General features: G+C 55.5%; 32 protein-coding genes, 1 tRNA gene and 1 pseudogene. 14 read left to right on the top strand and 20 right to left on the bottom strand.

What is annotated here, in order from left to right; translation table 11 throughout:
- Nucleotides 1-9 precede the first annotated feature (9 nt).
- Genes ACTHSL_RS00170 through purN form a run of 3 tightly spaced genes read right to left on the bottom strand, consistent with a single transcriptional unit; the run spans nucleotide 10 to nucleotide 2,251 of the window.
- Entirely contained in the window at nucleotides 10-570 is a 561-nt protein-coding gene (locus tag ACTHSL_RS00170; RefSeq protein WP_070453001.1) for a nitroreductase family protein, read from the bottom strand.
- A 15-nt stretch (nucleotides 571-585) separates the two neighbouring features.
- Nucleotides 586-1,617: a tRNA dihydrouridine(20/20a) synthase DusA gene (gene dusA, locus ACTHSL_RS00165; RefSeq protein ID WP_440379886.1), complete on the bottom strand. Its 1,032-nt coding sequence runs from the start codon at nucleotides 1,615-1,617 to the stop codon at nucleotides 586-588.
- A 7-nt stretch (nucleotides 1,618-1,624) separates the two neighbouring features.
- Entirely contained in the window at nucleotides 1,625-2,251 is a 627-nt protein-coding gene (purN, locus tag ACTHSL_RS00160) for a phosphoribosylglycinamide formyltransferase (RefSeq protein WP_049252315.1), read from the bottom strand.
- Between the two features lie 191 nt (nucleotides 2,252-2,442).
- On the opposite strand from purN, the gene recD reads away from it, so the two are divergent.
- The 5 genes from recD (at nucleotide 2,443) to ACTHSL_RS00135 (ending at nucleotide 6,203) form a co-directional block, all read left to right on the top strand.
- Entirely contained in the window at nucleotides 2,443-4,170 is a 1,728-nt protein-coding gene (gene recD, locus ACTHSL_RS00155; protein WP_440379885.1) for an exodeoxyribonuclease V subunit alpha, read from the top strand.
- A gap of 107 nt (nucleotides 4,171-4,277) precedes the next feature.
- Nucleotides 4,278-4,775 carry a hypothetical protein gene (locus ACTHSL_RS00150; RefSeq protein ID WP_440379884.1) on the top strand — a complete coding sequence of 166 codons (498 nt, stop codon included), beginning with the start codon at nucleotides 4,278-4,280 and terminating at the stop codon, nucleotides 4,773-4,775.
- A 187-nt stretch (nucleotides 4,776-4,962) separates the two neighbouring features.
- Complete coding sequence (locus tag ACTHSL_RS00145) at nucleotides 4,963-5,406, top strand: DNA polymerase III subunit chi (protein ID WP_440379883.1); 444 nt, start codon at nucleotides 4,963-4,965, stop codon at nucleotides 5,404-5,406.
- A gap of 4 nt (nucleotides 5,407-5,410) precedes the next feature.
- Complete coding sequence (locus ACTHSL_RS00140; protein WP_003771954.1) at nucleotides 5,411-5,662, top strand: DUF1289 domain-containing protein; 252 nt, start codon at nucleotides 5,411-5,413, stop codon at nucleotides 5,660-5,662.
- A gap of 28 nt (nucleotides 5,663-5,690) precedes the next feature.
- Nucleotides 5,691-6,203: a DUF6636 domain-containing protein gene (locus ACTHSL_RS00135; protein WP_440379982.1), complete on the top strand. Its 513-nt coding sequence runs from the start codon at nucleotides 5,691-5,693 to the stop codon at nucleotides 6,201-6,203.
- 152 nt (nucleotides 6,204-6,355) lie between these two features.
- Here ACTHSL_RS00135 and ACTHSL_RS00130 read toward each other — a convergent pair whose 3' ends face one another.
- From ACTHSL_RS00130 to lolA, 12 genes are all read right to left on the bottom strand, one after another.
- Nucleotides 6,356-6,685 (bottom strand): NGK_0946 family protein, encoded by a 330-nt coding sequence (locus ACTHSL_RS00130; RefSeq protein ID WP_440379882.1) that lies wholly within the window; start codon nucleotides 6,683-6,685, stop codon nucleotides 6,356-6,358.
- Nucleotides 6,686-6,728: 43 nt separating this feature from the next.
- On the bottom strand, nucleotides 6,729-6,977 hold the full coding sequence (locus tag ACTHSL_RS00125) for a hypothetical protein (protein WP_440379881.1): 249 nt from the start codon (nucleotides 6,975-6,977) through the stop codon (nucleotides 6,729-6,731).
- Nucleotides 6,978-7,463: 486 nt separating this feature from the next.
- A complete protein-coding gene (locus tag ACTHSL_RS00120; RefSeq protein WP_440379981.1) occupies nucleotides 7,464-7,802 on the bottom strand; it encodes a hypothetical protein in 339 nt (112 codons plus the stop codon).
- A 144-nt stretch (nucleotides 7,803-7,946) separates the two neighbouring features.
- Nucleotides 7,947-8,447, bottom strand: coding sequence for a DUF1841 family protein (locus ACTHSL_RS00115; RefSeq protein ID WP_107918776.1), 501 nt, complete (start codon nucleotides 8,445-8,447; stop codon nucleotides 7,947-7,949).
- 89 nt (nucleotides 8,448-8,536) lie between these two features.
- Nucleotides 8,537-8,995: an NfeD family protein gene (locus tag ACTHSL_RS00110; protein ID WP_003771941.1), complete on the bottom strand. Its 459-nt coding sequence runs from the start codon at nucleotides 8,993-8,995 to the stop codon at nucleotides 8,537-8,539.
- Nucleotides 8,996-9,140: 145 nt separating this feature from the next.
- Nucleotides 9,141-10,142, bottom strand: a complete 1,002-nt coding sequence (holA, locus tag ACTHSL_RS00105; RefSeq protein WP_440379880.1) for a DNA polymerase III subunit delta — start codon at nucleotides 10,140-10,142, stop codon at nucleotides 9,141-9,143.
- A gap of 68 nt (nucleotides 10,143-10,210) precedes the next feature.
- Nucleotides 10,211-10,423: a (Na+)-NQR maturation NqrM gene (nqrM, locus tag ACTHSL_RS00100; protein WP_003771937.1), complete on the bottom strand. Its 213-nt coding sequence runs from the start codon at nucleotides 10,421-10,423 to the stop codon at nucleotides 10,211-10,213.
- Nucleotides 10,420-11,475: an FAD:protein FMN transferase gene (locus ACTHSL_RS00095; RefSeq protein WP_440379879.1), complete on the bottom strand. Its 1,056-nt coding sequence runs from the start codon at nucleotides 11,473-11,475 to the stop codon at nucleotides 10,420-10,422. Before ACTHSL_RS00095 ends, nqrM begins: the two co-directional genes overlap by 4 nt.
- A 62-nt stretch (nucleotides 11,476-11,537) precedes the next feature.
- Nucleotides 11,538-11,630: transfer RNA gene (locus ACTHSL_RS00090), tRNA-Ser, on the bottom strand.
- 140 nt (nucleotides 11,631-11,770) lie between these two features.
- Nucleotides 11,771-12,133 carry a hypothetical protein gene (locus ACTHSL_RS00085; protein ID WP_440379878.1) on the bottom strand — a complete coding sequence of 121 codons (363 nt, stop codon included), beginning with the start codon at nucleotides 12,131-12,133 and terminating at the stop codon, nucleotides 11,771-11,773.
- A 45-nt stretch (nucleotides 12,134-12,178) separates the two neighbouring features.
- Nucleotides 12,179-12,733, bottom strand: a complete 555-nt coding sequence (locus ACTHSL_RS00080) for a DUF1287 domain-containing protein (protein WP_440379877.1) — start codon at nucleotides 12,731-12,733, stop codon at nucleotides 12,179-12,181.
- Between the two features lie 110 nt (nucleotides 12,734-12,843).
- Nucleotides 12,844-13,464: an outer membrane lipoprotein chaperone LolA gene (gene lolA / locus ACTHSL_RS00075; RefSeq protein ID WP_049252203.1), complete on the bottom strand. Its 621-nt coding sequence runs from the start codon at nucleotides 13,462-13,464 to the stop codon at nucleotides 12,844-12,846.
- A 237-nt stretch (nucleotides 13,465-13,701) separates the two neighbouring features.
- Here lolA and ACTHSL_RS00070 point away from each other — a divergent pair, with 237 nt between their 5' ends.
- Entirely contained in the window at nucleotides 13,702-14,544 is an 843-nt protein-coding gene (locus ACTHSL_RS00070; protein WP_440379876.1) for a ferritin-like domain-containing protein, read from the top strand.
- Nucleotides 14,545-14,568: 24 nt separating this feature from the next.
- On the opposite strand, the gene ACTHSL_RS00065 is transcribed toward ACTHSL_RS00070, so the two are convergent.
- Nucleotides 14,569-14,823, bottom strand: coding sequence for a hypothetical protein (locus tag ACTHSL_RS00065; RefSeq protein ID WP_440379875.1), 255 nt, complete (start codon nucleotides 14,821-14,823; stop codon nucleotides 14,569-14,571).
- 243 nt (nucleotides 14,824-15,066) lie between these two features.
- On the opposite strand from ACTHSL_RS00065, the gene ubiA reads away from it, so the two are divergent.
- The 7 genes from ubiA to ACTHSL_RS00030 all read left to right on the top strand — a co-directional run bounded on the left by ubiA (nucleotide 15,067) and on the right by ACTHSL_RS00030 (nucleotide 21,001).
- Entirely contained in the window at nucleotides 15,067-15,963 is an 897-nt protein-coding gene (ubiA, locus tag ACTHSL_RS00060) for a 4-hydroxybenzoate octaprenyltransferase (RefSeq protein ID WP_440379874.1), read from the top strand.
- Nucleotides 15,964-16,163: 200 nt separating this feature from the next.
- Nucleotides 16,164-17,237 carry an MBL fold metallo-hydrolase gene (locus tag ACTHSL_RS00055; RefSeq protein WP_440379873.1) on the top strand — a complete coding sequence of 358 codons (1,074 nt, stop codon included), beginning with the start codon at nucleotides 16,164-16,166 and terminating at the stop codon, nucleotides 17,235-17,237.
- 233 nt (nucleotides 17,238-17,470) lie between these two features.
- The gene (locus tag ACTHSL_RS00050; protein WP_049248904.1) at nucleotides 17,471-18,610 is read left to right on the top strand and encodes a PilT/PilU family type 4a pilus ATPase; all 1,140 of its coding nucleotides are present in this window, start codon (nucleotides 17,471-17,473) and stop codon (nucleotides 18,608-18,610) included.
- A gap of 78 nt (nucleotides 18,611-18,688) precedes the next feature.
- Nucleotides 18,689-19,006, top strand: a complete 318-nt coding sequence (locus tag ACTHSL_RS00045) for an HLGFF motif protein (protein ID WP_440379872.1) — start codon at nucleotides 18,689-18,691, stop codon at nucleotides 19,004-19,006.
- A gap of 2 nt (nucleotides 19,007-19,008) precedes the next feature.
- A complete protein-coding gene (gene ccoS, locus ACTHSL_RS00040) occupies nucleotides 19,009-19,203 on the top strand; it encodes a cbb3-type cytochrome oxidase assembly protein CcoS (RefSeq protein WP_003773124.1) in 195 nt (64 codons plus the stop codon).
- Nucleotides 19,204-19,218: 15 nt separating this feature from the next.
- Complete coding sequence (locus ACTHSL_RS00035; protein ID WP_440379871.1) at nucleotides 19,219-20,514, top strand: MFS transporter; 1,296 nt, start codon at nucleotides 19,219-19,221, stop codon at nucleotides 20,512-20,514.
- A 121-nt stretch (nucleotides 20,515-20,635) separates the two neighbouring features.
- Nucleotides 20,636-21,001: a YkvA family protein gene (locus tag ACTHSL_RS00030; protein WP_440379870.1), complete on the top strand. Its 366-nt coding sequence runs from the start codon at nucleotides 20,636-20,638 to the stop codon at nucleotides 20,999-21,001.
- Between the two features lie 453 nt (nucleotides 21,002-21,454).
- Here the strand turns inward: ACTHSL_RS00030 and ACTHSL_RS00025 are convergent, their stop codons facing one another.
- From ACTHSL_RS00025 to ACTHSL_RS00010, 4 genes are all read right to left on the bottom strand, one after another.
- Entirely contained in the window at nucleotides 21,455-22,903 is a 1,449-nt protein-coding gene (locus ACTHSL_RS00025; protein WP_440379869.1) for a dihydrolipoyl dehydrogenase, read from the bottom strand.
- Between the two features lie 289 nt (nucleotides 22,904-23,192).
- Entirely contained in the window at nucleotides 23,193-23,945 is a 753-nt protein-coding gene (locus tag ACTHSL_RS00020; RefSeq protein WP_214038370.1) for a glutathione peroxidase, read from the bottom strand.
- A 155-nt stretch (nucleotides 23,946-24,100) separates the two neighbouring features.
- Complete coding sequence (locus ACTHSL_RS00015; RefSeq protein WP_440379868.1) at nucleotides 24,101-24,772, bottom strand: 1-acylglycerol-3-phosphate O-acyltransferase; 672 nt, start codon at nucleotides 24,770-24,772, stop codon at nucleotides 24,101-24,103.
- 268 nt (nucleotides 24,773-25,040) lie between these two features.
- The gene (locus ACTHSL_RS00010; RefSeq protein ID WP_440379867.1) at nucleotides 25,041-25,292 is read right to left on the bottom strand and encodes a hypothetical protein; all 252 of its coding nucleotides are present in this window, start codon (nucleotides 25,290-25,292) and stop codon (nucleotides 25,041-25,043) included.
- Between the two features lie 59 nt (nucleotides 25,293-25,351).
- On the opposite strand from ACTHSL_RS00010, the pseudogene ACTHSL_RS00005 reads away from it, so the two are divergent.
- Nucleotides 25,352-25,785 (top strand): annotated as a pseudogene (locus ACTHSL_RS00005) (transposase family protein); the annotation flags it as partial.

Genomic DNA, 25,785 nt, shown 5'->3' with positions numbered 1-25,785 from the left:
CTTTTCATCTTACCAATAGCTGACGAAGCGTTCCAAATCGGTATTTTTTTCTTCTTTCGGGAAATCGTGCTGCGCCGTGCCGACCATGATCAAACCGATGATGCGGTCTTTTTCGCCGCAGTTCATGGCTTCGCGCAACACGGGGCTGCCGCACCACAGGCCGGTAATCCACACGTTGTCGTAACCCAGCGCGTTGGTGGCAAGCTGGACGGCATAAGCCGCCGCGCCCGCACTCATCAGCTGCTCCCATTCGGGCTTCGGTTTTTCGGCGGCGGTGTTCGGCGCGGCAATCACGGCGATAATCATGGGGGCGAAGTTGGCGACTTTTTCCGCCTTTCTCATCGCGTCCTCACCCAATTTCATCACTTCCACCGTTTCTTCCAGCGCGCGGCGGAATTTCTGTTTCGCCTCGCTGCCCGTGATAACGACGAAACGCCACGGTGTCAGGTTGCCGTGGTCGGGCACTTGGGTGGCCGCCTGAAAAACGGTTTCTAGCTCGAGTTCGTCGGGGGCGGGTTCGACCAGTTCGCGCACCGAGCGGCGGGTGGTCAGCAAATCTAATGCGTCCATTTTGTTTCCTTTCGTTTACTCTTTACTCACAGGGAGGCCGTCTGAAAAATCATTCGCCCGTTCCACTTGTTCCCAGGCGCGCAAAATCAAATCGGGGTCGTTCGGTTTCAGCAGTTCGGCATCCGACAACATGCGCCGCCAATGGCGCGCGCCGTTCAGGCCGTGCATCAGGCCGAGGTAATGGCGCGCCATGTGCCGCAAAATCGTGCCGCGTCCGGCGGCCAGTTGCGCGGCGGCATAATCTTTCAGACGGCCTGCCAGTTCGGCGTAGGAGACGGGCGCGCGGTCGTCGCCGTAAAAAAGCCTGTCCCAGTCGCGCATCAGCATCGGATTGTGGTAGCACTCGCGCCCGACCATCACGCCGTCCACATGTTGCAGGTGCGCGGCGATTTCGTCATTGGTTTTGATGCCGCCGTTGATGATGATTTCCAACGCGGGAAACTCGCGTTTCAGGCGGTAGACATAATCGTAGCGCAACGGCGGAACGTCGCGGTTTTCCTTGGGCGAGAGGCCTTCCAGCCAGGCATTGCGGGCGTGGACAATGAAGGTTGTGCAATCGGTTTTTTCCGCCAATGTGCCGACAAAATCGGCCAGCGGCTGATAATCGGTTTCGCGGTCGAGGCCGATGCGGTGCTTGACGGTAACGGCACAGTCGGGTGCGGCTTCCTGCATCGCGTTCAGGCAGTCGGCCACCAAATCCGCCTCCTTCATCAAGCACGCGCCGAACGCGCCTTTCTGAACGCGCGGGCTGGGGCAGCCGCAGTTGAGGTTGATTTCGTCGTAGCCGTAAGCGGCGGCTTTGGCGGCGGCTTTGGCCAAATCCTGCGGCTCGCTGCCGCCCAGTTGCAGCGCGACGGGGTTTTCGCCGTCGTTTTTCAGCAGGAAACGGTTGGGGTCGCCGTAAATCACCGCGCCAACGTTAATCATTTCGGTGTAAAGCCAGGTATGGCGGGTGATTTGGCGCGCCATATGGCGATAGTGCCGATCAGTCCAGTCCAGCATGGGGGCTACGGATAGGCGGCGAGGTGGCAATGTATTGTTTTTCATCGTCTTGTCAAGCCAGGAATTGCGCTTCGGAATCGGCGGCACGGCTGTTGAGCACACGGTTTCCGTCGATTTTCAGACGGCCTGCGGCAAAATCGGCCACGGCCTGCGGCAGCAGTTGGTGCTCCACTTTCAAGACGCGCGCGGCGATGTCGTCGGCCGTATCGCCGTCGAGAATCGGCACCACGCCCTGCGCAATCACGGGCCCGCAATCGAGTTCGGGCGTAACGAAATGCACCGTGCAGCCGGCCACGCGGCAGCCGGCGGCCAAGGCGCGTTCGTGGGTGTGCAGGCCGGTAAAGGCGGGCAGCAGCGAGGGATGGATGTTGATCAGGCGGCCTTCGTAATGGGCGCAGAAGGCGGGCGTGAGGATGCGCATAAATCCGGCCAGCACGACCAAGTCGGGCTGATGGCGGTCGATCAATTCCATCATGGCGCGGTCGAAGGATTCGCGGTCGGGGAAGTTTTTGTGGTTCAGCGCGGCGGTGGCGATGCCGCGCGATGCCGCCCACGCCAGTCCGGCGGCGTTTTCGTTGTTGCTCAATACGGCGCGGATGTCCGCATTCGGAACGGCGGCCTCGACGACGGCCTGCATATTGCTGCCGCGTCCGGAAATCAGGATGACGATGTTTTTCATAACGGGGAAATCGGATTGGGAAAGATGATTCATGGCTCTAGGGCGGCGTATTTTAGCCGAAAGGCCGTCTGAAAACACCTTTAAATCGCGCAACCTGCTGTTCAGACGGCCTCCCTCCGCATCAGGCCGTCTGAAAACGGCAGCCGCTTCCGCTATAATCCGCCCGTCCCTTTCTTTAAATTGCCGCCGCCATGAACGACGACGAATTCCAAACCGCAGCCGCCGATGCCGCAGACGAACTGCTCCGCCGCCTTTATCCTGCCGCCGCCGAGGTGTGCGCCCCGTTTTTACGCCGCCTTTTCGCCGCGCTGGAAGACGGCCACAACTTTATCTGGCTGACCGACGAAGAGGCTGGAACACTGGCGCAGGCCGCGCCGCTGACCGATTCAAAAGGCCTTGCACCGCTGGTTTTGCGCGGGCGGCGGCTGTTCCTCGGCCGCTTCTACCGGCTCGAACGCGACTTAGCCGGCGAAATCCGCCGCCTGGCCGTCCCACCGGCCGAAATCCCCGAAACCGCCCGCGCCGCCGAATTGCTGGCGGAATGGTTTGCCCAAGCCGGCAGCGAAGGCCAGCAGGCCGCCGCCGCGCTGGCCCTGCTGCAAAACTTCATCTTAATTTCCGGCGGCCCCGGCACGGGCAAAACCACCACCGTCGCCAAACTGCTCGCCCTGCTCTGCCAAGGCCGCGAACGCCTGCCGCGCATCGCGCTGGCCGCACCGACGGGCAAAGCGGCGGCACACATGGCGCGCGCCCTGCACAAAGCCCTGACCGGCTTTTCCCTTTCAGACGGCCTCAAGCGACATCTCTCGGCACTCGAAGGCCAAACCGTCCACCGCCTGTTGAAACTGCGCCCGCCGCAAATGCAGCCGCAGTTTGATGCCGACAACCCATTGCCGCTCGACATCCTGATTATCGACGAAGCCTCGATGCTCGACCTCGCCCTGATGCTCAACCTCCTGCGCGCCGTGCCCGACGGCTGCCGCGTCATCCTGTTGGGCGACGAAAACCAGCTTCCTTCCGTCGGCGCGGGCGCGGTATTGGCCTCTTTGGCGCAAACCACCATCTTGGACGGCGAAACGGCAGGCCGTCTGAAAACCCTGATGCCGCAACGCGAAAACCCTTTTCAGACGGCCTCAAACCCGCCCGCGCTTTCGGCCAACACCGCCCGCCTGACCATCAGCCACCGTTTCGGCGAACACAGCGGGCTGGGCTGTCTGGCGCGCGCGGTGTGCGCCGGAGACGAGGAAACCGCTTGGGCGCAGTTTGACCGTTTCCCCGACCAACTGTCCGTCCGCACGGCCTCCGTCGAACAACTGGCCGCCGACTTCTGCCGCCAGCAGGCAGACTACTGGCAGGCCGCCGAACATGCCGACATCGCGGTGGCCTTCGACTGCCAAAGCCATCTGGCCGTACTGGCGGCAAGGCGCGACGATGCCGCCCGCTTCAACCTCGCCTGCCGCAACCACCTGCAACGGCACGGGCGCATACCGGCGGATGCACAATGGTTTGCCGGACAAGTCATCATGATTGAACGCAACGACTACCCGCTCGGCCTCTTCAACGGCGACATCGGCCTGATCCTGCGCGATACCGACGGCGGCGACGGCGCGCTGGCGGCCTATTTCCCCGACGGCAGCACATACCGCAAAATCCCCCTCAGCCGCCTGCCTGCCTACGAAACCGCCTTCGCCATGACCGTGCACAAAAGCCAAGGCTCGGAATACCGCGACGTTTGGCTGCTGCCGCCCGCCGATGCCGAGGGCCTCAACCGCGCCCTGCTCTACACCGCCATCACCCGCGCCCGCGAAAAATTTACCTTTGTCGGCGGCAGGCATGCCTTTGCCGCCGCCTGCAACCGCAACGAAACCCGCCGCAGCGGCCTGCGCGACATGCTGGCGGATGAAACGGAACGGATATAGGTAAAAAGGCCGTCTGAAAAACACCGGCTGCCGTATGCGGTTGAATGTAAAAAAACGAGCTGACAATCTGTATAATCCACATAAACCTTACCGGACAAAAAATAACCATGAAACGAATATTGTGCTTGATTTTGCTGGCCTTATCCGGCACTGCGGCAGCGCAGTCGTGCGAAGCGGAAGTGGCGCGCGCCGATTTGAGAGGCTTGAAATTGGACGAACCTTTGGCGCAGTTCAAAAAACGGTTTCCCCAAGCGCACGACACGACGGCCGCGCTTGAAAAACGCGAAACGGAAGAAGGTGGGATTCATCTTTTCGCGAACGAACACCCGTTGGGCAAAGATATAAATTCTGCCTTCCTGATTTATCAGGACAGAAAAATCAGCGACATCAACCTGTTCATCCACTATAACAAGCGGAAGCTCTTTACCGCGCGGGCTGAACAGGCGAAAAAGCGGTTCAGGCTGCCTGAAAAAGGATGGCAGGCATTTGACAATGGGCAGCAGTTTTACCGCTGCCAAGATTACGAATGGATACTGACGGAACAGTTTGAATCTGACGGTACGCAGATTTTGAGCATCTCGTTGAATAAGGTTGCGGGAAAATAGGCCGGTTGATGGCTGAAAGGCCGTCTGAAATATGTGCAGTACAACCGCCAACCCTGCAAACGTTGCCCGAACCGCGCCCTTGCCCGAAACTACCGCCCAAACTTTTACACAGCGAAAAAAACATTAAATATCCGTACTATATAAGCAACGCATCATCCATACCGCCGTTTCCATTGCGAGCCGCACCATGCCCAGAGCCACCTTCTACGTCCACATAACCGACCCCGCCGCCTTCGCCTGCAAACTCACCCGCCGGGCCTGCGGCCAAAACGAACGCCTGCTGATTTGGTGCGGCAGCGAAGCAGAAATGCGCCGCTTGGACAAAGAGTTGTGGCAAGACCCGCCCGAAAGCTTCCTGCCGCACGAAATATGGTTTGAAAGACACCCCTATCCGCAAGATGCCGCCGCCGTTTTGGCCTGCGGCAACCGCCTGCCGTCACTGCCCGAGGGCACCGTCGTCCTCAACCTGACCGACGACTTTTGGCACACGGCGCAACCGCTGCCGCAACGCGTGCTCGAAATCGTCGGCAACAGCGCGGACGAACTGGCCGGAGCAAGGGAACGCTTCCGCGCCTACCGCGACGCGGGTTTCACCGTCGAACACCACAACATGCAGGGAAAGGCCGTCTGAAAACATGGAACAGCCCGACTTCTTCGCCATCCCCAGCCCCTGCATCGGCGTCTGCCGCGCCAACAACAAAGGCTACTGCATCGGCTGCCTGCGCAGCCGCGAAGAACGTCTCTACTGGCAGCAAATGAACGATGACCAAAAACACCAAGTCATGCGCCTGCTGGCCGTACGGCGCAAAAAAATCGAACAGGCCAAATGGGAAAAAGGACGGGATTTCGGCACAACGCCCGAACAGGAAAACTTCGAATTCGATTAGCCCCAACCGTCAGCCCGATTGAGGCCGTCTGAAAACCACTTCCCAATCTTTCCGACAGGAAACATTCATCAAGGAAACCACCATAAAATATCTGACCCTTCTGTTACTCTCTGCCGCCGCACCCGTCTTTGCCGGCTCATCCGGCATCTATTTAAACGATGACTACCAACACGTTTTCGCCACCCCCAGCGGCAATATCCTATGCGGCGGCAACAGCCATAAACACGCCAAGGCCGACAAACGCTATACCAACGACTTGTATTGCTTCATCGGCCTGAACAAAGCCATGCCGAAACACTGTAAAAAACAAGGCGAAGGCTTGGACTTCACGCTTAACGCCAAAGGTAAAGCCGCTATGAGCTGCGCGGGTTTCGAATTTGTTCCCTACAACGAAGGCTACGAAAAAACACGCGTACTGAAATACGGCGAAACCGTCAGCGGCAACGGTTGGAGCTGCCGCAGCGAAACATCGGGCTTAAGCTGCAAAAACAACGACGGCCACGGCTTTTCAATCAACCGCCAAGAATACCGCCTGTTTTAACCATTCAGGCTGCGCCCCCGCTTTGCCGAAGGCCGTTTTCAGACGGCCTTAATTTGAAAGGGTATGCTTTGCGACTATTAAGAAGCATTGTTGAAAAATAAAAAACGGCTGTCGATAACCGACAGCCGTTTTGCTTCGTTTGTTCAAATGGTTTAGAACCATGCTCTGATGGCGGCAGCCGTACCGGCAATACCGCCGATCAAGCCAACCGCACCTGCGGCAGTACCCATTGCACCGTTGATTTGATCACGTTTGTTGGCGCGTTTTTCGCGTTCCAATGCCAATTCTTCGGAAACGTTTTGACGCTGACGTCTGTGCTGTTCCAGTTCCGCACGTGAAAGTTGGGCAGAAGCGCGGTTACGGCCGGCTTTGATGGCAGCAGAGTCATCCCCTATGGCCAAATCGCCGACAGAGCTTCCCTGAGCGGCGCAGCCGGTTAAAATAATTGAAGTCAGAAGGACAAGCACTAGTTTATTTTTCATAATAAATACCTGAAATACAAAACAAATCGAATAAATCTAAAGATTAATGAAGGATATAGACTTTTCTGTTGCCATAAGCACGGTTGATGGCATCGGCCTCGTCCATCATTTCTTCACGGCGCTCCCTGCGGCGCTCCGCACGCTCTGCACGCTCATCGTTCTGAACACGGCGCGAATCAGCCTGCATTGCGGCCTCTTGCTCCGGAGAAGGGATAAAACGCTGGCTGCCGTAAGTAACGCAACCTGTCAGTGACAATAAAACAGCACATACCAAAACAGTCTGTTTGACCATAGTTTAAAACCTCACATTTAAAAAGCTTACATTATCATTTTGCATTAAAGATTTGTAAATTTCAAATTTAAATAAAGCATTAAAGCATGATGTTTGATAAAAATATTTAATTAACACAGGATATTGGATAGCGCTAAATAATTGAATATCTTATTTTTTTAACGTCTAAGTCCCTGCTTATCCAATTTGGCCGCAAAAAATAGACATGCTGAGACCTTTGCAAAAATAGTCTGTTAACGAAATTTGACGCATAAAAATGTGCTAAAAAATTTTCAATCGACTAAAACCTTTCTGATACTGAGAAAAAAGTGGAAGAAATCAGGGAGGTTCCTCATTTTGAAAATGGTGTTGAGCATAAAATTTTAATAACTTATGTTATCGTAAAGGTCTCAGGCTGTTTTTACCTTCAAGTACAACATATATGACAACAGGGGTGCCGGCCATTATGCCGACTCCCCTGTTTGCCCGATATTTTATCGGTCTGAATTATGCAACGATTTCCACCGGGCCGTGGTCATCGCAATGATCGCCGTGCTGGTGATGCAGACGGCCGTTGACCAAGTAATCGATATGGTCGCCGTGAGGGACAACTTCATGTCCGCAACCTTCTCCGTGGACATGGCCCGCACAGATATCGAGCGGGATGCAGGCATCGGGGTTGGTTTCATTTACCGGCAGGGTGTGCTCGTCGTAATGGCCGTTGTGCTCGTGGTGCAAGTGGCCGTCGTGCAGGTAGTCGATATGGCCGTCATGTTTGATGGCGGTATGACCGCAGCCGCTGCCGTGAACATGGGCGTGGTCGCGATGAATGGTGCAGTGTGTCATGATGCTTCCTTCGATTTGATTAAGGTCGGGCATGGTCTTACCCGGTTGTAGGGAAACGCGATAATAGTCTCCCAAAACGGAAAAGTAAATACCTAAGCATATGTTTTTTATGAAAATTTTGTTATAGTATATCAACCGCTGCCATTATTCTCCGATGGCCGCCTGCCCAAGTCCGACTTCATGCGGGTTGAGCCGTGCCCGCTCTTCCTGACCTAGCCCGATGGCTTTTCTCAGGCGGGTCATGTAGGCGTTTACGTCCAATCCTCGGCCGTAACGTTGCGCTTCCCAAATGGTTTCGGCCAAAGCTTCCATCATGTGGTGCTCCGCCCGCACCCAGTCGCCGTTATGGCGGGCGCACAGGGTTTGGTGGATGGCGCGGATACCGGGCGGCTGGTCGATGGCGGCCTGTTCCTGTATCGAGAGGTGCAACGAAAGGTGGAGGAAGGGGTTTTCCCTGCCGCCTTCCGGTTTCCATTCCGTGTCCAAATAGTCCTCGATATTTTCCAGATAATCGGCATATTCCTGATGGGCTTCGAGAATCCGCAATGCTTTTTGCTGCAATGCGTCCAGTTGCAGCGGGGTAAACCGCTGCCGCCAAACGTCGGCGAAGAAGCGGCGCACATCATGGGTGTTTACGTCATACATGGTTTGCTTTTCCGTAAAAAGAGGCCGTCTGAAAATGGTTTTGACCCGGCAAAACGCTTTTCAGACGGCGTGTATCGTTATTCGGCATTTCAGCGGAATCCGCCCTTGCCTTTTCCTTTGCCTTTGCGCTGCTGAGCCTGCATTTCCTGCATGGCTTTCATCTGCGCCTGACGGGCGTTCGGGTTGAACATCGACATTTCTTTAAAGGCTTTGTGCGCATCGGCTTCGGGGCAGTTGTTGTTCGCCATGCAGTAAATCATCACTGCGTCTTTTTGCGCCTGGCCGCCGCTGTTGTACATGCGGCGCAGGTCGGCCGGATTGATGCGCCCGCTCTCGGGGTCGATGTTGAATGCTTTGAGGCGTTCGGTAAACTGGCGGCGTTGGCGTTTGATGACCCACACGGCCAAGAGTGCGATAACGGCAATGATGCCCAGTACGCTGAGCAATGCCACCCACCATCTGACACCGAACAGTATCAGGATGCCGATGATGACGGCGGCGATAACCGAGATCCGGATGGCGGGTTGGATAAACATTTTCGGGTTCATGTCTGTCTCTTAAATTTGTGTTTGGTTCGAAGTGCGGATTGTAAACCGAATTAACATTTTCGGCATCTTTTCAGACGGCCTCAACGGCGGATCCATACATTTCAATATTGCCGTACGGTTCGCTTCATTGACGGCGACGGAAACGCTAGACCGCCAAGCCGTAAACCATTTGGCGGAAGGCCACCCAAGCATCGCCGTCCTCCGCGCCCTTTATCATCCGGTCGATACGGGCGCACTCCTGCAATGCGCCAATCAGGCGGCTGACGGACAACCGCTTGACGGCCAACGGGGCGAGTGTCTGTTTATCGCCCCACAGGCGCAGGCTGTTGCGCACAGACTGTACGCTCTGCCCCTGCTTGAGTGCGGCGGCCAGCCTGATCAGGGTGCGGAGGTCTTCGGCCACTGCCCACAGCAGCAGCACGGGTTCTTCCCCTTCGGCCTCTAAACCTTCCAGCAGATGCAAAGTCCGTACGGCATCGCCTTTCATCCAGGCCGACGCCAGTTGGAATACGTCAAACCGCGCCACATTCGCCACAGCCAGCTCGGCATCCGCCACGCTGATGATGCTGCCGCTCGGGTGCAGCAAAGCCAATTTGTCGATTTCCTGTTTGGCCGCCAGCAGGTTGCCTTCCACCCGCTCGGCAAACAAGGTCAAGGCATCGGCCTCGATATCTAATCCCTCGTTTTTCAGACGGCCTTTAATCCAAGCAGGCAGTGCGTTGCCTGAAACGGCTTTGGCTTCCAACACCACGCCCTGCCGTGCCATCGCCGCAAACCATTTGGCCTGTGTCTGCGCCTTTTCCAGTTTGGGCAGCATGACGACGGTTACAGTATCGTCGGGCAGGTTTTCCGCCAGGCTCAGCAATGCCTCGGCGCCAGTTTTCCCCGGCTTGCCATTCGGAATATGAATCTCCACCAGCTTCAAGTCTGCAAACAAACCCATGCTGTTGGCAGATGCGAGCATTTCGTTCCAGTCGAAGGCGTTGTCCGCAGTGTACACCTCGCGGTTCAAATAGCCCTGCTGCTTGGCGGCGGCACGCAGTTTGTCCAACGCTTCCACGCGCAACAGGTCTTCTTCGCCGTGGATGACGTAAAGCGGTTGCAGCTTGTCGGCGGCGGATATGTGTTCGATGTTTTGGACGGCCATGATGAAAAACCGGTTCGGGCGTTGGGTAAAACGATATGAAACCGCCGGAAAGCAATCCGGCGGCTGATTTATTGGTCGACGGTAATTTTTTCCGATGCCTCGCGATCCAGTTTTTGCTGCAACGTATCGCACGGCGTTTCGCAATCGCACATTTTTTTCATGCCCAGCGCGGTAATGCCGCCGCAACTGCCTTTAATCGAGCGTTTGGAAAAAATATAACCGACCGACATGCCCAATATAATCAATAAAAACAGACCGAAAGTCAGGAGAATGGTGCTCATGATTTATCCTTGTCGCGTAGCAGTTGTTTGAATGCGGAAGACATTTCCGTGCGGTAGCCGCTGCCGTCGCGGATAATCAAGAATACCGCCAAACCCTGCTGTTCGGCAAGCTGCAGGGCGCGCTGCTCGCCCAACACGAACAAAGCGGTGGAAAGGCCGTCGGCGGTGGTCGCGCTGTCGGCAATCACGCTGACGGAGGCAAGGTTGTGGCTGATAGGGGCGTGCTTTTTCGGGTCGATGATGTGCGACAACCGCCTGCCGTGCGCGTCGACATGGAAATTGCGGTAGTCGCCCGAAGTGGCCAGCGAATGATTGGCCAACGGAACGACGATTTGCGTATTGCCGCCTTGCAGGATTTGCGGCTGCTCGATACCGATGCGCCAAGTTTCGCCGCGTTCGTTCTTGCCGCGCCCGCGCAATTCGCCGCCGATTTCCACCAAATAGTTTTCAACACCCAGGCCTTCCAGATGGATGGCCAGTTTGTCCACGCCGAATCCTTTCGCAATCGAGGAAAGGTCGAGATAGGTGCCGGCAACTTTTTTGGCCAGCGTCTGTTTTCCACTCCCGCCGGCCAGGATGATTTTATCCGTACCGACCACGGCGGAAGCCTGCCGGATTTGTTCGGCCGTCGGTTCGCGGGTAACGGTTTTGTCAGGCCCGAAGCCCCACAGATTGACCAACGGCCCGACGGTAACGTCCAACGCGCCTTGGGTGAGGCCGTTCAAACGGAAGGCTTCGGCGGTAACGAAGGCAAAATCGTCGGAAATTTCCATCGGCTCGCCGACCGCCTGCAACTGATTGAAGCGGCTGATTTCGGACGACGGATCGTAAGTGGACATTTGGCGGTTTACTTCAACCAGCAATTTGTCCAAATCGGCTTGCACCTGTTCGGGGGGCGGCAAATCTTTGAGGCCGTCTGAAAGATATTTGACGGTATAGGTCGTGCCCATGGTCTTGCCCTGCAAAACCACGGCCTGCCGTTCGGCGGATGGACCGCAGGCGGCAAGCAGGACGATAAGGAAGAATGAAAAAAAAAGACGAATGGCGGGCATAAATCGAAATACGGCGGCAGGTAAAGCAAAACCCCTGAATAACTCAGGGGTTTTGCAAAGACTGGCGGAGTAAGAGGGATTCGAACCCTCGATGCAGGTTGACCCCACATGCCTCCTTAGCAGGGAGGTGCCTTCAGCCTCTCAGCCATTACTCCGTGTTCAGAACCGCGGACTATACGGAATTTGCCCGCCGCTGTCAATCGCCGCAGCCGCTTTTTCAGACGGCCCGGATTTAAGCAAATGAAATGTTAAGGAATTAAGGCATTGTCAAATCGTCCGCATACGGCAAACCCGGCTAGCGGCTGATCTGTCCGCCGATATAGTAGCCGCCGCCTTCATAGGTTTGCCCTATGCTGCCGCTTTGGCCTTCCACGCGGTACACCTGTCTCGGCGGCGGATTGTGGCGCGGATAGCAGCGGCGGCGGTTGCCCCTGTCGTAATAACAGTCGTAACTGCCCTGATAGGCGGAGGCCGGGGTGGCATCGCCGTAAACGACGGTGGTGCCCGGCGGGGCATTGATGGTCACGGTTTTGTTGATGGTGGTGCGGCTTTCCACGGGCAGGTCGATGGCGGCATAACGGCCGTACGGCGTTTCGCTGTACACGCAGCCCGCCAACAGCAGGGCGGATACGGCGGCCAGATATTTGGTTTTCATCATTTACTACTCCTTTTTCAGACGGCCTTCCGTTGTCGTAACAAGGGTTTATCGCGGCAGACGGTAATGGCCGGTGATTTTGTAGCGTCGGAGGATGTTTTCTTCACGGGTCCCACGTCCGATGTTGTGCAGAATAAGGGGTTCTCCTCCCGCGCTTTTGCGGTCGGAAACGATGCCTATGTGGGTAAGGCCGCGCCCCAAATCCCAGGTAACGATGTCGCCGGCCAGAAATTTTTCGTCATGGGTTTGATAGCCTTTGCGTTGGAAATAGGTGGCGATGTTGGGTACGCGGCGGTGGTCGATGTTGCGGTCGGGATGGGTCAGGCCCCATTTTTTCGGGTAGGCGGCAAAATTCTTGCTCATGTCTTCATGTATCAACTGCTGCAAATCGATTTTCTGCCGCCGCAGCGAACGGACGACGACATCGGTACACACGCCTTTGTGCACGGGCACATCCCCCATCCGATAGCCGATATTGCTGTAGGCGGGATCGTAGGCGGTGGTGCGGCCGATTTGCTGGCGTGCCTCCCACACCAGCTTTTGCGCCGAGACGGCATGCGCTTGGACGGCAGCCATCGAAAGAGCCAGTGCGAATATTTTCATCCGTATCGCCCTATTTTTTGTCTTCATTCCTTCCCCCCTGCGCGGCCGTCCGTTTTCAGACGGCCTGAAAAACATTCGGAGCCGCCGTAAAGCCGGCAGCTCCGTTTTGTTTATTGACTCAACACGTCCACACCTTTGGGCGGCACGAATTTGAAATTGCCGCGCGATAAGTTGGGATGGGTGTTTACATTGCTGAATTTGATGCTGGTCTGATTGCCGAAACCGTCTTTCAGCTCCATTGCCGCCAGCGTGTCGCCCTTGAAGCCGATGCGGATGAACTGGTATCCGGCATTGTTTTTCTTCGGCGTGGCGAGCACATAATCAATGCCGTCGCCGGAGCCGTCTTCCTTCAGGCTGTAACTGGAATCCAAAGCGTTTTTGTCCGACAGGATGGATGCGGGGCTGTCGCCGATGGCCTGCGACTGGTCGGATTTGGTTACCTGTTTCAAATCGACGTCGTACAGCCAAATATGCTGGCCGTCGCCGACTATCGTTTGTTTGTAGGGCTTGCTGTATTCCCAGCGGAAGAGGCCGGGACGCATGATTTGGAACGTACCGCCGGAAGTTTGCGTTTTCTTTTTGTTTTTCACGGTTTGGCTGAACGAGCCGCTCAACCCGTCGGCATCGGCATTGAATTTTTTCAAGGCGTCGATTCCGCCCGCCTGCGCCGCGCCGATTGCCAGGCCCAACATAGCGGCAGCGAAGAATTTCGAATAAGTCGTCTGTTTCATTAAACATTTCCTTACGGCTGGATTGTAACAAAGCGGCAGTATAAAGCCTATCTTCAAACGGGCAAGTGCTTCGGGACGGGTTTAATTTTTGTAAAGCCCTTAAGGATATGTATTGACTGCCGTTTTATTTTCAGACGGCCTCAAGCTTTGACATTTATTTAATTCCCCGTCCGGGCCGGATACGGCCTTGCAGGGGTTTGACCTTATAATAGCGGTTTTTCGCCGTCGGGAAACTTTATGCACTCCCTTTATTCACTGCTCGAACAGGCACTCTTGTCCCGCGACCCGGAACAAAAATGCCGGCTGGTGCGCGAACTGGCCGAGCGTTCGGCACAACGCCCGCCTTTGGAGAAGAATGCCGCGCCGCCGTTGGATTTCCGCGAAGCCGGCCGGCCGGACAAACCCAATCTGGTTCCGCCTTCAGCCGTTACGCCGCGCAAAATGAATACGCCGGAAGGTTATGCCGCGATGCTGCACGCCATCTGCCACATCGAATTCAACGCCATCAATCTCGCGCTCGATGCGGCCTACCGCTTCCGCCTGATGCCCGACGAATTTGCGTACGACTGGATAAAGGTGGCTTGCGAAGAGGAATACCATTTCCGCCTGATGTCCGGCCGTCTGAAAGCCTCCGGCTATGCCTACGGCGATTTCGACGCGCACAACCACTTATGGGACATGGCCTACAAAACGGCTTTCGACCCCCTGCTGCGGATGGCGTTGGTACCCAGGGTGCTGGAAGCGCGCGGCCTGGACGTTACGCCCGGCATACGCGCCAAAGTGGCGCAACGCAGCGATACGGAAACATGCGGTGTTTTGGACATCATTTACCGCGACGAAGTCGGCCATGTGAAAATCGGCAATTACTGGTATCAGCATTTGTGCCGCCAACGCGGCTTGGAACCGATGGCCTTATTCCGCAACCTGTTGTCGCGTTACGACATGTTCGTATTTCGGGGATATGTGAATCTGGATGCGCGGGAGAAAGCCGGCTTCAGCCGGTTTGAACTGGAGCTGCTGCACGATTTCGAACAGAGCATGAAGACGGACAACCCGCCCGAAGGGAAACAGGCCGTCTGAAAAGACACGGCGGAACGGATGGGATTAGCGGGTACGGTCGAAATAATGACGGCATTTCGCGCCGCAACGTTCGAACAACTTGCGGCAGAAAGGCAGCAGCGGCGAAGCAAACAACACCGATGCCGCCAAAGCAACCGTCATCACGACTACCTGCGGCTTGGCAAACACAGTAAACCGGAACACCTGCTCGGCAATATAATTGACGGCACAGGTAAACAGCACGATATAAATCAGCCCGACAGCGGCCAGCAGCATCGGACAGAGGACGGAGCGTTTCATAGTCCAAAACCAAACACAGCGAAGGCGTTATTATAGGCAGCCGAACCGCCAAGTAAAGCAATGGCGGCATTAAATCGGGTAAAGATTAACGGCATATCACGCCGACAAACGGCAAATTATTATCATATCGAACACACCGCCGCCCCCGCAGGCAAAAGGCCGTCTGAAAAACCGCCCCGCTTTCAGACGGCCTCCAAAGCATTTTGCCCGACACGGGCGGTTTCAAACCAACGGAAACACACCATGAACAACACAACAGCCGAACGCCTGAAAATCTACGGACAACTGATGCGCACAGACAAACCCATCGGCACCATGCTGCTGCTGTGGCCGACCCTGTGGGCATTGTGGATTGCGGCACAAGGCATGCCGGACTTGACCATCCTCTCAGCCTTCGTCATCGGCACCTTCCTGATGCGCAGCGCGGGCTGCGTCATCAACGACTTTGCCGACCGCAACTTCGACGGCGCGGTCGAGCGCACCAAAAACCGGCCGTTCGCACGCGGCGCAGTCAGCAAAAAAGAAGCCCTGCTGCTGACCGCCGCGCTCTGCCTCGCCGCCGCGCTCTGCCTGCTGCCGCTGAACCGCCTGACCTGGCTGATGAGCCTGCCCGCACTGTTTTTGGCCATGAGCTACCCGTTCACCAAACGCTTCTTCCCCCTGCCCCAACTCTACCTCGGCCTGGCCTTCTCCTTCGGCATCCCGATGGCTTTTGCCGCCGTTACCGGCCACGTCCCACACACCGCCTGGCTGCTCTTTGCCGCCAACGTCCTGTGGACGCTGGCCTACGACACCGCCTACGCCATGGCCGACAAAGAAGACGACCTCAAAATCGGCATCAAAACCTCGGCCATCACCTTCGGCCGCCGCGATGCCGAAGCCGTACTCGCCTGCCACCTCGGCTTCACCGCCCTCATGATCTGGCTGGGCCTGACGATTTCCGCCGCCTGGCCGTATTGGCCCGCCGTCCCCCTGGCCCTCTACTGGCAAATCAAACAATACCGCGCCATCCGGCAGCGCGACCGCAACGCCTGTTTCCGCGAATTCCTGGCCAACAACCGATTGGGCGCACTCTGGTTTGCCGCCCTGCTGGCCAACTACCTCTATTTCAAAATTGCCGCCTTTGCCTTCGGACAATAAACCGCCGCACACCCTAAAGGCCGTCTGAAAAGGCCGTCTGAAAACTGCAAACAACCTTTCAGACGGCCTATCGATGCCGCACTCCTCAGGCAAAAATTAAGTTAATTTATTACCCCGTTCAGTAAAAAATAAAACCGGCCCTGCCCTGCTGCTACAATTCGGGCTGTCTGAAAACGGCGCAACCGCCGAAACGCACCACCATGAAGCACAAGAAAAAACTCGCCACCCTCACCGCCGCCTGCGCCTTATCGGCCTACGGCCTGTATCCCGACCGCCATCCCGTTTACCCCGCAAGCGACCACTACGACCCGGAAACGCAAACCTTCTTCAATCCCGAACCGCAGCAAAAGCCGACCGGTCTGGCCGGCGCGTTTTGGAAAATCCTGACCGACCCGCAGGCGACCCGCCCGCCCAAACTTCTGCCCACCGTCAAACCCGACTGGCCGGCCTTCCTCGCCGCCCCCGAAGGCAAAAGCCGCTTTGTCTGGTTCGGCCACTCCACCCTGCTGATGCGCATCGGCGGGCAAACCGTCATCACCGACCCCGTATTCGGCGATTCTGTCTCCCCCGTCCCCGTCATGATGAAACGCTTTCAGCCCGCCCCCGCCGAAATCGGCGAACTGCCGCCCGTCGATGTCGTCCTGATTTCCCACAGCCACTACGACCACCTCGAAAAAGACAGCGTGCAGGCACTCAATTCAAAGGGCAGCCACTTCGTCGTCTCGCTCGGCATGGGCGTACTGCTGGAAAAATGGGGCGTGCCGCGCGAACGCATCACCGAACTCGACTGGTGGCAGCATACCGAACGCAACGGCATCCGCTACACCGCGCTGCCCTCCCGCCACGACTCCTCCCGCACCCTGACCGACCGCAACCAAGCCCTGTGGTCGAGCTTCGCCATCGAACACGGCAACGAAAAATTCTATTTCCACGGCGACTCCGCCCACGGCAGCCATTTCGACAAAATTGCCGAAAAATTCAACGGCTTCGACATCGCGTTTATTGAAAACGGCCAATACAGTGAACATTGGCCCAACAACCACCTCTTCCCCGAACAAACCGCCCGCTATGCCGCACAGCTCTCGCCCAAACGTTTCATGCCCATCCACTGGGGCGCGTACTCGATGGCCTTGCACGCTTGGAACGAACCCCTATTGCAAAGCCTCCCGCTGGCGCGCAGCCTGGGCGTGAACCCGCTGACCCCGCTGATGGGGCAGGTATTCGATGCCGACACCGCCACACAAGATTGGTTTGCCGAACCTGACAACGAATAAAGCCAATCCCGCTAGGCCGTCTGAAAACCCGGCTCGGACAAACAGCGGAAAACAGCACTGACCAAAAGTTTTCCAACTGCATCGAAGAGCGTACTTTCAGACGGTCTACCGTATGAAACACGGTAAAAACCGCCTACCGACCGCACAAATCACAGTATAATCGCCATCTTTCAGGCCGTCTGAAAAACAGGCGGATTATCGGACGGAAAACCAATTATTACAGGGAATACATCATGCAAACTCAAAAACCAACCGAGCCGCTGAGCATCAAAGAAACCATCTTCAACTGGCTGCGCTATATGTACGAACAAAAAGCGTCAGACCTCTTCATCACGGCCGAATTTCCGCCTGCCATCAAACTCGACGGCAAGCTGACCCCCATCAGCGACCGCCCGCTGACGGCAGGTACCTGCGGCGCGATTTCTCAGGCCATCATGACCGAAAAACAGCGCGAAGAATTCGAAAACACCAAAGAATGCAACTTCGCCATCAGCCTCGACGGCGTGGCGCGTTTCCGTGTCAACGCCATGATTCAGCGCGGCGCGGTGGCACTCGTCATCCGCATCATCAACAGCGTGATTCCGAAAATGGACGACCTGAAACTGCCCGAAGTGCTGAAAAAAGTCTCCATGCAAAAACGCGGGCTGGTGATTTTCGTCGGCGGCACAGGCTCGGGCAAATCCACTTCGCTGGCTGCCATGATCGACTACCGCAACGAAAACAGCTACGGCCACATCATCACCATTGAAGACCCGATCGAATTCGTCCATCCGCACAAAAACTGCATCGTTACCCAGCGCGAAGTCGGCGTGGACACCGACAACTGGTTCGCCGCCCTGAAAAACACCCTGCGCCAAGCACCCGACGTCATCCTCATCGGCGAGATTCGCGATCAGGAAACCATGGAATACGCCCTGGCCTTCGCCGAGACCGGCCACCTCTGCATGGCCACGCTGCACGCCAACAGTTCCAACCAGGCACTCGACCGCATCATCAACTTCTTCCCCGAAGAACGCCGCACCCAGCTTCTGACCGACCTCTCGCTCAACCTGCAGGCCTTTGTTTCGCAACGGCTGGTTCCGAAAGAAAACGGCAAAGGCCGCGTGGCCGCAGTGGAAGTGCTGTTACAGTCGCCGCTGATTTCCGACCTCATCCTGCGCGGCGAGGTGCACGGCATCAAAGACATCATGAAAAAATCCACCGACATCGGTATGCAGACCTTCGACCAAGCCTTATACGAACTGTTCGAAAGCGGCCAAATTTCCTATGCCGAAGCGATTAAAAATGCCGATTCCGCCAACGATTTGCGTTTGGCCATCCAATTGAAGAGCCGGCGCGGACAAAATGCCGGCATCGACTTCGAACTGCTGTAACCCGCGATTTAGGCCGTCTGAAAACACATTCCTACTTTTTCAGACGGCCTTTTTCCTTTCTCACCACGTTTATCCGCCATGCATTATTTCAGCCTCCACACCGACAACGGCAGCCACATCGGCTTCCTGATTATGACCGCCGACGACGAAAGCGAACAGCCGCCGCAATCGGGGCAGTTCCTCGTCAAACTGCAAAGCGAAACACCGCCGCCCGCCGACATCGCCCGCCTGCTCGAACCCTTTACCGACAGCGGGTCGGCCTGCCTCTGGCAAACGGAAAAAGACCACGTCGCACTTTATGGCGGCGATGGCGGCATCGAAGGCCGAATCCGCAACGAATACCTTACCCTGTCTGGAAAAACCTTCCTGCTCAACGATTTGACCGGATTGATTTGATTATGGAAAGCATGTACATCCTGGTGCCCATCAGCCTGATTCTCGGCGCCGTCATCATCTATTTCTTCTGGTGGTCGGGCAAAACCGGCCAGTTCGACGACCTCGAAGGCCCCGCCCACCGTATCCTGATGGACGACGACAACTACCACGAACCGGCAGGACAAACACAGGCGGATACGGCCGAATCAGACGACTAAAACCAAGGAACAGCCATGAAACCAAACGATTTTTCTTTTGCCAAAAGCCGCCGCTTCGCCCCGCTGTTCGGCACACAGTTCCAAGGCGCGCTGAACGACAACCTGTTCAAAACCGCCCTGTTCGTCATGATCAGCTATCACGGCCTGGGAAAAAACAGCATCCTGCCGCCCGCGCAAATGCTGAATCTCGGCGCGCTGCTGTTTATCCTGCCCTATTTCCTCTTTTCCTCCATCTCCGGCCAACTCAGTACCCGTTACGACAAAGCACGTTTCGCCCGCATCATCAAAATATTGGAAATCGTCATCATGGGCGTGGCGGCCTACGGTTTTTATATCCAGTCGTCCGTATTGCTTTTGGCCATGCTGTTCTGCATGGGCGCGCAGTCCACGCTGTTCGGCCCGCTGAAATACGCCATCCTGCCCGACTACCTCGAAGAAGGCGAACTGATGATGGGCAACAGCCTGATTGAGTCGGGCACCTTCATCGCCATCCTGTTCGGCCAAATCATCGGCACCGTCGTTGCCGGCGCGCCGCATTGGGTTGTCATGACCCTCGTCATCCTGATCGCCGTCGGCGGCATGCTGACTTCCTTCTTCATGCCCTATGTCGGCGCGAAAAACCCGCACCAGCCGATAGACCTCAACATCTTCCGCAGCACCAAGCAGCTTTTGAAAGACACTTTCGCCCAACGCGAACTCTACACCGCCATCATCGGGATTTCATGGTTTTGGCTGATTGGCGCGGTTTATACCATCCAACTGCCCACTTTTACGCAAAAACACCTCGGCGGCAACGACAATGTCTACAACCTGATGCTTACCCTGTTTTCCATCGGCATTGCCGCAGGCTCGATATTGTGCAGCAAACTCAGCCGCCACCGCCTGCACCTCAGGCTGGTCAGCGTCGGCACCCTCGGCCTGACCGCCTCCGGCATCCTGCTGGTATGGCTCACCCACGGCAACCACTACCAAGCCGGACAATTCCAAGACATATTCGGCTTTCTGTCCAACGGTTATGCCTATCCCGTAATGGCCTGCATGATTGCCATCGGCTTCTTCGGCGGCTTTTTTTCCGTGCCGCTCTACACTTGGCTGCAAACCGCCAGCAGCGACGAATTCCGCGCCAATGCCATCGCCGCCAATAACATCATCAACGGCCTGTTTATGGTGGCCGCCGCCATCATCAGCGCGGTTTTGCTGTTCCTGTCAGACAGCATCACCCTGCTCTACCTGGCCGTTGCTGTCGGCAACCCGTTCCTGCTGGCTTATTTGATCAGGCTCGACAAACGCTTCATCCGCCGCGCGCCCTAACCTGATTTTGCATAAAGGGGTATTGAGATAAGGCCGTCTGAAAACCATATAGCGGGTGTTTTCCGGTATTCGACACCACGGAAACGCCCGTTTGTTTTTTTAAGAAGAAAGGCCGTCTGAAATGAACCAATCCGCACCAGAAGACTACATCCCCTCCTTCCGCCGCCGCAAACTGGACGAACCCGGCCTGCTGCGCAAAATCGCCCGCTACGCCGCCCGCCTCGGCGCACCGGTGGTCAAGCAGCTATACGCGCTCTACTACCTCTACCGCTCCCCCGCCACGCCGTCCAAGGCGAAATGGATTATTGCCGGCGCGCTGATTTACTTCCTCAGCCCGATAGACAGCATTCCCGATATTCTGGTCCCCTTGGGCTTTACCGACGACATCGCCGTACTGGCTTTGGCCTACGCCCAAATCAAAGCCTACCTCACTGCAGACATCCTCGACCGCGCCCAAGCCGCTACCGACGAACTGCTGCAACGCTGAAGCTTCTAAGTGCCGACGGAAACCATCAGGCCGTCTGAAAACCCGTAATCAGGTTTTTCAGACGGCCTTCGATTTACTTTCTGCAACCCAAGCGGTATGGCGGGATTTTTGCCGCTGCATGATATAGTGGATTAAATTTAAACCAGTACGGCGTTGCCTCGCCTTGTCCTGATTTTTGTTAATCCACTATAGATGAACCGGCAGTAATCATGTGTCTGTTATTCATTAACAGCCCTTCCGTTCAAAAACATCATCAGGCCGTCTGAAACACATTGTATTTGTTACGCCAGGCAACGAATCGACGCCATACCGCTTAGCACGCTGCCCTCTTCCGATTTACAATCTTCGGCTGTTTAAGCCAATCCATCAACGATTGCGACAAATACACAAACAAAGGCCGTCTGAAAACCGGTTTTCGGGCTTTCAGACGGCCTCAATGTATCAAAACACGACTTAGTCGCCGACACATTCCTTACATTCGCTATGCATTTCGCCGCCGATTTTCAGCTTGGTCATCACGTCGCGCAGGGCGGTTCTCAGGCCTTCTTCGATAACGGGATGATAGAACGGCATATCCAGCATCTGCGGAACGGTCATACCCGCCTGATGCGCCCAAGCCAGCAGGTGCGCCAAATGTTCGGCGGCAGGGCCGAAGATTTCCGCGCCGATGAAGCGGCCGCTGCCCTGTTCGGCATACACGCGCATATGGCCTTTGTTTACCAGCATCACGCGGCTGCGCCCCTGATTGCGGAAGGAAACTTCACCGATGGCGACGCATTCGGGATTTTTGTAACGTTGGCGCACTTGGGCGTAACGCAGGCCGATGCTGGCAATCTGCGGATTTGTAAACACCACGCCGATGGTGCTGCGGCGCAGGCCGTTTGCGATATTCGGATAGCGTCCGGCATTGTCGCCCGCAATTTTGCCTTGGTCGCTGGCTTCGTGCAGCAGCGGCAGTTGGTTGGATGCGTCGCCGGCGATGAAGATGTGCGGGATGCTGGTCTGCATGGTCAGCGGGTGGGCTTTCGGCACGCCGCGTTCGTCCAATTCGATATTCAGGTTTTCCAAACCGATGTTGTCGGTATTCGGACGGCGGCCGACGGCGGCCAGCAGGTATTGCGCGGTGAATGTGCCGCTTTGTCCGTCTTCGTGCCATTTGACTTCCACATTGCCTTCGCCGTTCAGGCCGACTTCGGTGTCGGCGTTCAGGTACAGGGTCAGTTCTTCGCCGAACACGGTTTTGGCTTCTTCCTGCACCACGGGGTCGGTAATGCCGCCGAGCGAACCGCCGCGCCCGAAGATTTCGACTTTCACGCCCAATCGGGAAAGTGCCTGTCCGAGTTCCAAACCAATGACGCCCGGGCCGAAGACGGCGACGCTTTCGGGCAGGGTATCCCATGAGAACACATCGTCGTTGACAATCAGGCGGTCGCCCAAAGCCTGCCATTGCGGCAAAACAATCGGGCGCGAACCGGTGGCGATGACGATGCGGTCGGCACGGATTTGGGTATGGTCGTCGATTTGTACGGTGTGCTCGTCGATGAATTTGGCCGAACCCATGATGCGTTTTTCAGACGGCCACGCTTCCACGTCTTCCACCACGAACCCGACGAAGCGGTCGCGCTCGGATTTGACGCGGTTCATCACTTCTTCGCCGTTCACTGTGATGCTGTCTTTATCCAAATGAATGCCGAAGGGGTCGGTATGCAGGGCGTGATGGCGTGCTTCGGCGGCGGCAATCAGCAGCTTGGACGGCATACAGCCGACGCGGGCACAGGTCGTGCCGAAAGCATGGTTTTCGATTAGGTAGACATTGTCGGTGTATTGGCGGGCATTTCGGAATGCGCCCATGCCGGCTGTGCCGCCGCCGATGACGACGACGTCTGCTTGCAGTTGTTTCATTGCGTTTCCTTCCATATTGGTTGGCGAAGTTGCCGTCGATATGGCGGCTTGATGTTTGGGGCTGCGTTTGGCAATATTGTCGAGGCCGCATGTTTTTTCAGACGGCCTTTTGTGATGTGTGCGTGCTTGGGTGTATTTGCGCCTTGCGCAGCCCGATCAAGATGCCGTGAGGACGGCATGATAATGAAAAGGGTTATTCGGGTAACACGGCACGGCGGGTCGAGTTACCCGAATAACCCTTGGGTTATCCGTCGGGCGGCGGTTAAACCGCCCGTTTACAGCGGAAAACTTAGTTTTTAGCCAAGTAAGCTTCCAAGTCTTCGCTGCCGCCGATGTATTGGCCGCCGATGAATACTTGCGGTGCAGTCGCTTTGCCTGTAATCGCGCGCACGGCAGTAGTGGTCGCATCTTTGCCCAAAACGATTTCCTCGTAAGCCAAGCCTTTGTCTTGCAGGGCTTTTTTGGCCTTGGCGCAGAACGGGCAGCCCGGTTTGGTGAATACGGCAACCGAAGGCTGTTCTTTCCAAGAAGGGTCGATGGATTTCAGCATGGTGTCCGCATCGGATACTTCAAACGGATCGCCGTCTTTTACCGGCTCTACGAAAGCTTTTTCAATCACGCCGTCTTTAACCAGCATGGAGTAACGCCAAGAGCGGTCGCCGAAGCCCAGTTGGTCTTTAGAAACCAGCATGCCCATGCCGCGTGTGAATTCGCCATTGCCGTCCGGCACGACGGTGATGTTTTCGGCTTCCTGATCGGCCAACCATGCGTTCATCACAAAAGTGTCGTTTACGGATACGCACAAAATGCTGTCCACGCCGCGTTTGAAGAATTCTTTGGCCAATTCGTTGTAGCGCGGCAGGTGGGTAGAAGAGCAAGTCGGGGTAAATGCACCGGGCAGGGAGAATACGACCACGGTTTTGCCTTTAAACAGGTCGTCGGTAGAAACGTCTACCCAAGCGTCGCCTTGGCGGGTGTGGAATACGACTGAGGGTACTTTGGTGCCGACCAGCTGTTCTGAAGTTTTAATGTTGATGCTCATATCAATCTCCTAACTTAAATGGTTCAAGGGTAAATGGAATACGGGAAATGCGTCTGACCCGTGGAATTTCAATAGGTGCATTCTAAAACACCTTGTGTGATTTGTATAATTTATTGTTCAAATTTTTTTAATTGCTTTATGCTATTTATTAGAATTTATTCTGCCAAAACTTCATAAATTTTACCGACTTCCCTGCCAATCGCGGCCTCAATTTTATCCTTTACCTCATACCTGTCACCCTGCGGTTTTTCAAGCGGCAAAAAGTCCACATGCACTTCTATTTCTTGCATGGAAACAATGCGCCACAATGAAACGAATAAATTGACTTCACTGAATGAAGGCTGCGTGGTCCGCCGTTTTTGGCTGTCGAAATATCGCAAGGCCAAAGGCTGGATTTTGGAACCGGCATCAATTGCGGATTGAAACAACGCGGCTTTGAACGGCAGGATGCCGTTACCGCTGGAAGTACGCGCTTCAGGGAAAAAACAGACGTTCTTTCCCTCTGCCAGCGAACGGCAAATCGCTTCATTGATGATATTGATGTCTTTTCGGTTGCTCCGGTCGATAAATACCGTATCCGCATTGCGCGCCACCCGCCCGATTACCGGCCAACGGCTCAATTCCTTCATGGCGATAAAACTACTCGGGCAGAGTGCGGTAATTGCAAAAATATCCAGCAACGATATGTGGTTGGCCACCACCAATACGCCCTTCAAACTTTCAGACGGCCTGTTACTTGCAATCAAACGAACATTCAATATGGAAAGTGCTTCGGCACAAATAGCCGAAAATTCGGCATTCCGTTGTTCGACAGAAGCTTTGTCCAACCGCCTGATCCGCCGTACTGTTGAAAACAGCCAAAGAAGCATTTTAAACAGTCGGGAAAAGCGGGTTAAAAATGGCGTGGAATAGTCTTTCATACAAAAATGAACAATCCATAAAATACAAAACGGGTGCGATACTAAATTCAGACGGCCTATCAAGCCAGATGTTTTTCGGTTTTTTGCATAAACGGCCGTACCCGAATCCATACCTCTGCCGCTGAAGAAATAAAACCCCTCAATCATTAGGATTGAGGGGTTTGACTTTCAGCTATTAACCGAGGAATTCAACATGTTTTTGCAATACGCTATCCAATGTTTCACCACTGGACAAACCGTTGAATGTAACGCTGTTGCTGTAAGTATGGCCATCTTTACCTACACCGCTGAAGCTCAGTGTATGAGAAGCATCATCCCAAATTGCGTTGGAGAGTTTGTCTGCACTGACCACATCTGCAAAGACAACCTTATCCGAACCCGCTTGGAAATCAGTAATGACATCCTTACCACTGTTGCTGTTGGCCAAGAAGACGAATTTATCATTAGACCTCTTGCGAAAGTATCCTGAAGATTTACAATTTCCAAATGAAATACGAAAACCTAATCCAAAGAAGCAACAGGGAATTCAAACGGCTCACAGGTGTAACGCCCGTCCTTTTTCATGAAATGCTGCAAGTCACCACAGAAGCAGAAAGCCGGAAGGTCAAGTCGGGCAGGCCGCATACGCTCGGTTTGGCAGACCAACTGCTGCTTACCCTAAGTTATCTGCGCCATTACCATACCCAACTCGAATTGGCCGCTATCTACGGCCTTTCCGAAAGTAATGTCTGCCGCACCATCCGTAAAACCGAGGACGCCCTCATCCGTTGCAAACGCTTTTCCCTGCCAAAGCACAAGAATCCGGGCGATCAAACGGTCATCATTGATGTTACCGAAAGCCCAATTGAACGTCCCAAAAAAACAGCGGCAGTATTACAGCGGCAAGAAAAAGCGACACACGGTTAAAATCCAGGTCATAT

The sequence above is a fragment of the Neisseria sp. P0008.S010 genome, assembly GCF_051962715.1.
Classification (GTDB): domain Bacteria; phylum Pseudomonadota; class Gammaproteobacteria; order Burkholderiales; family Neisseriaceae; genus Neisseria; species Neisseria elongata.
Note: the sequence above shows the minus strand (reverse complement) of the source record. Positions and strands in the feature narration are given on the sequence as shown.

Coding starts and splice junctions, on each gene's coding strand:
- ACTHSL_RS00085 (WP_440379878.1), bottom strand. CDS start 12,133: ATGATGAAAACCAAATATCTGGCCGCCGTATCCGCCCTGCTGTTGGCG.
- ACTHSL_RS00125 (WP_440379881.1), bottom strand. CDS start 6,977: ATGGTCAAACAGACTGTTTTGGTATGTGCTGTTTTATTGTCACTGACA.
- ACTHSL_RS00055 (WP_440379873.1), top strand. CDS start 16,164: ATGAAGCACAAGAAAAAACTCGCCACCCTCACCGCCGCCTGCGCCTTA.
- ACTHSL_RS00095 (WP_440379879.1), bottom strand. CDS start 11,475: ATGCCCGCCATTCGTCTTTTTTTTTCATTCTTCCTTATCGTCCTGCTT.
- ACTHSL_RS00020 (WP_214038370.1), bottom strand. CDS start 23,945: ATGAGCATCAACATTAAAACTTCAGAACAGCTGGTCGGCACCAAAGTA.
- ACTHSL_RS00045 (WP_440379872.1), top strand. CDS start 18,689: ATGCATTATTTCAGCCTCCACACCGACAACGGCAGCCACATCGGCTTC.
- ACTHSL_RS00150 (WP_440379884.1), top strand. CDS start 4,278: ATGAAACGAATATTGTGCTTGATTTTGCTGGCCTTATCCGGCACTGCG.
- nqrM (WP_003771937.1), bottom strand. CDS start 10,423: ATGAGCACCATTCTCCTGACTTTCGGTCTGTTTTTATTGATTATATTG.
- ACTHSL_RS00170 (WP_070453001.1), bottom strand. CDS start 570: ATGGACGCATTAGATTTGCTGACCACCCGCCGCTCGGTGCGCGAACTG.
- ACTHSL_RS00130 (WP_440379882.1), bottom strand. CDS start 6,685: ATGAAAAATAAACTAGTGCTTGTCCTTCTGACTTCAATTATTTTAACC.
- ACTHSL_RS00030 (WP_440379870.1), top strand. CDS start 20,636: ATGAACCAATCCGCACCAGAAGACTACATCCCCTCCTTCCGCCGCCGC.
- ubiA (WP_440379874.1), top strand. CDS start 15,067: ATGAACAACACAACAGCCGAACGCCTGAAAATCTACGGACAACTGATG.
- ACTHSL_RS00110 (WP_003771941.1), bottom strand. CDS start 8,995: ATGAACCCGAAAATGTTTATCCAACCCGCCATCCGGATCTCGGTTATC.
- lolA (WP_049252203.1), bottom strand. CDS start 13,464: ATGAAACAGACGACTTATTCGAAATTCTTCGCTGCCGCTATGTTGGGC.
- recD (WP_440379885.1), top strand. CDS start 2,443: ATGAACGACGACGAATTCCAAACCGCAGCCGCCGATGCCGCAGACGAA.
- ACTHSL_RS00080 (WP_440379877.1), bottom strand. CDS start 12,733: ATGAAAATATTCGCACTGGCTCTTTCGATGGCTGCCGTCCAAGCGCAT.
- ACTHSL_RS00120 (WP_440379981.1), bottom strand. CDS start 7,802: ATGACACACTGCACCATTCATCGCGACCACGCCCATGTTCACGGCAGC.
- dusA (WP_440379886.1), bottom strand. CDS start 1,617: ATGAAAAACAATACATTGCCACCTCGCCGCCTATCCGTAGCCCCCATG.
- ACTHSL_RS00145 (WP_440379883.1), top strand. CDS start 4,963: ATGCCCAGAGCCACCTTCTACGTCCACATAACCGACCCCGCCGCCTTC.
- ACTHSL_RS00050 (WP_049248904.1), top strand. CDS start 17,471: ATGCAAACTCAAAAACCAACCGAGCCGCTGAGCATCAAAGAAACCATC.
- purN (WP_049252315.1), bottom strand. CDS start 2,251: ATGAAAAACATCGTCATCCTGATTTCCGGACGCGGCAGCAATATGCAG.
- ACTHSL_RS00070 (WP_440379876.1), top strand. CDS start 13,702: ATGCACTCCCTTTATTCACTGCTCGAACAGGCACTCTTGTCCCGCGAC.
- ACTHSL_RS00025 (WP_440379869.1), bottom strand. CDS start 22,903: ATGAAACAACTGCAAGCAGACGTCGTCGTCATCGGCGGCGGCACAGCC.
- holA (WP_440379880.1), bottom strand. CDS start 10,142: ATGGCCGTCCAAAACATCGAACACATATCCGCCGCCGACAAGCTGCAA.
- ACTHSL_RS00065 (WP_440379875.1), bottom strand. CDS start 14,823: ATGAAACGCTCCGTCCTCTGTCCGATGCTGCTGGCCGCTGTCGGGCTG.
- ACTHSL_RS00140 (WP_003771954.1), top strand. CDS start 5,411: ATGGAACAGCCCGACTTCTTCGCCATCCCCAGCCCCTGCATCGGCGTC.
- ACTHSL_RS00115 (WP_107918776.1), bottom strand. CDS start 8,447: ATGTATGACGTAAACACCCATGATGTGCGCCGCTTCTTCGCCGACGTT.
- ccoS (WP_003773124.1), top strand. CDS start 19,009: ATGGAAAGCATGTACATCCTGGTGCCCATCAGCCTGATTCTCGGCGCC.
- ACTHSL_RS00035 (WP_440379871.1), top strand. CDS start 19,219: ATGAAACCAAACGATTTTTCTTTTGCCAAAAGCCGCCGCTTCGCCCCG.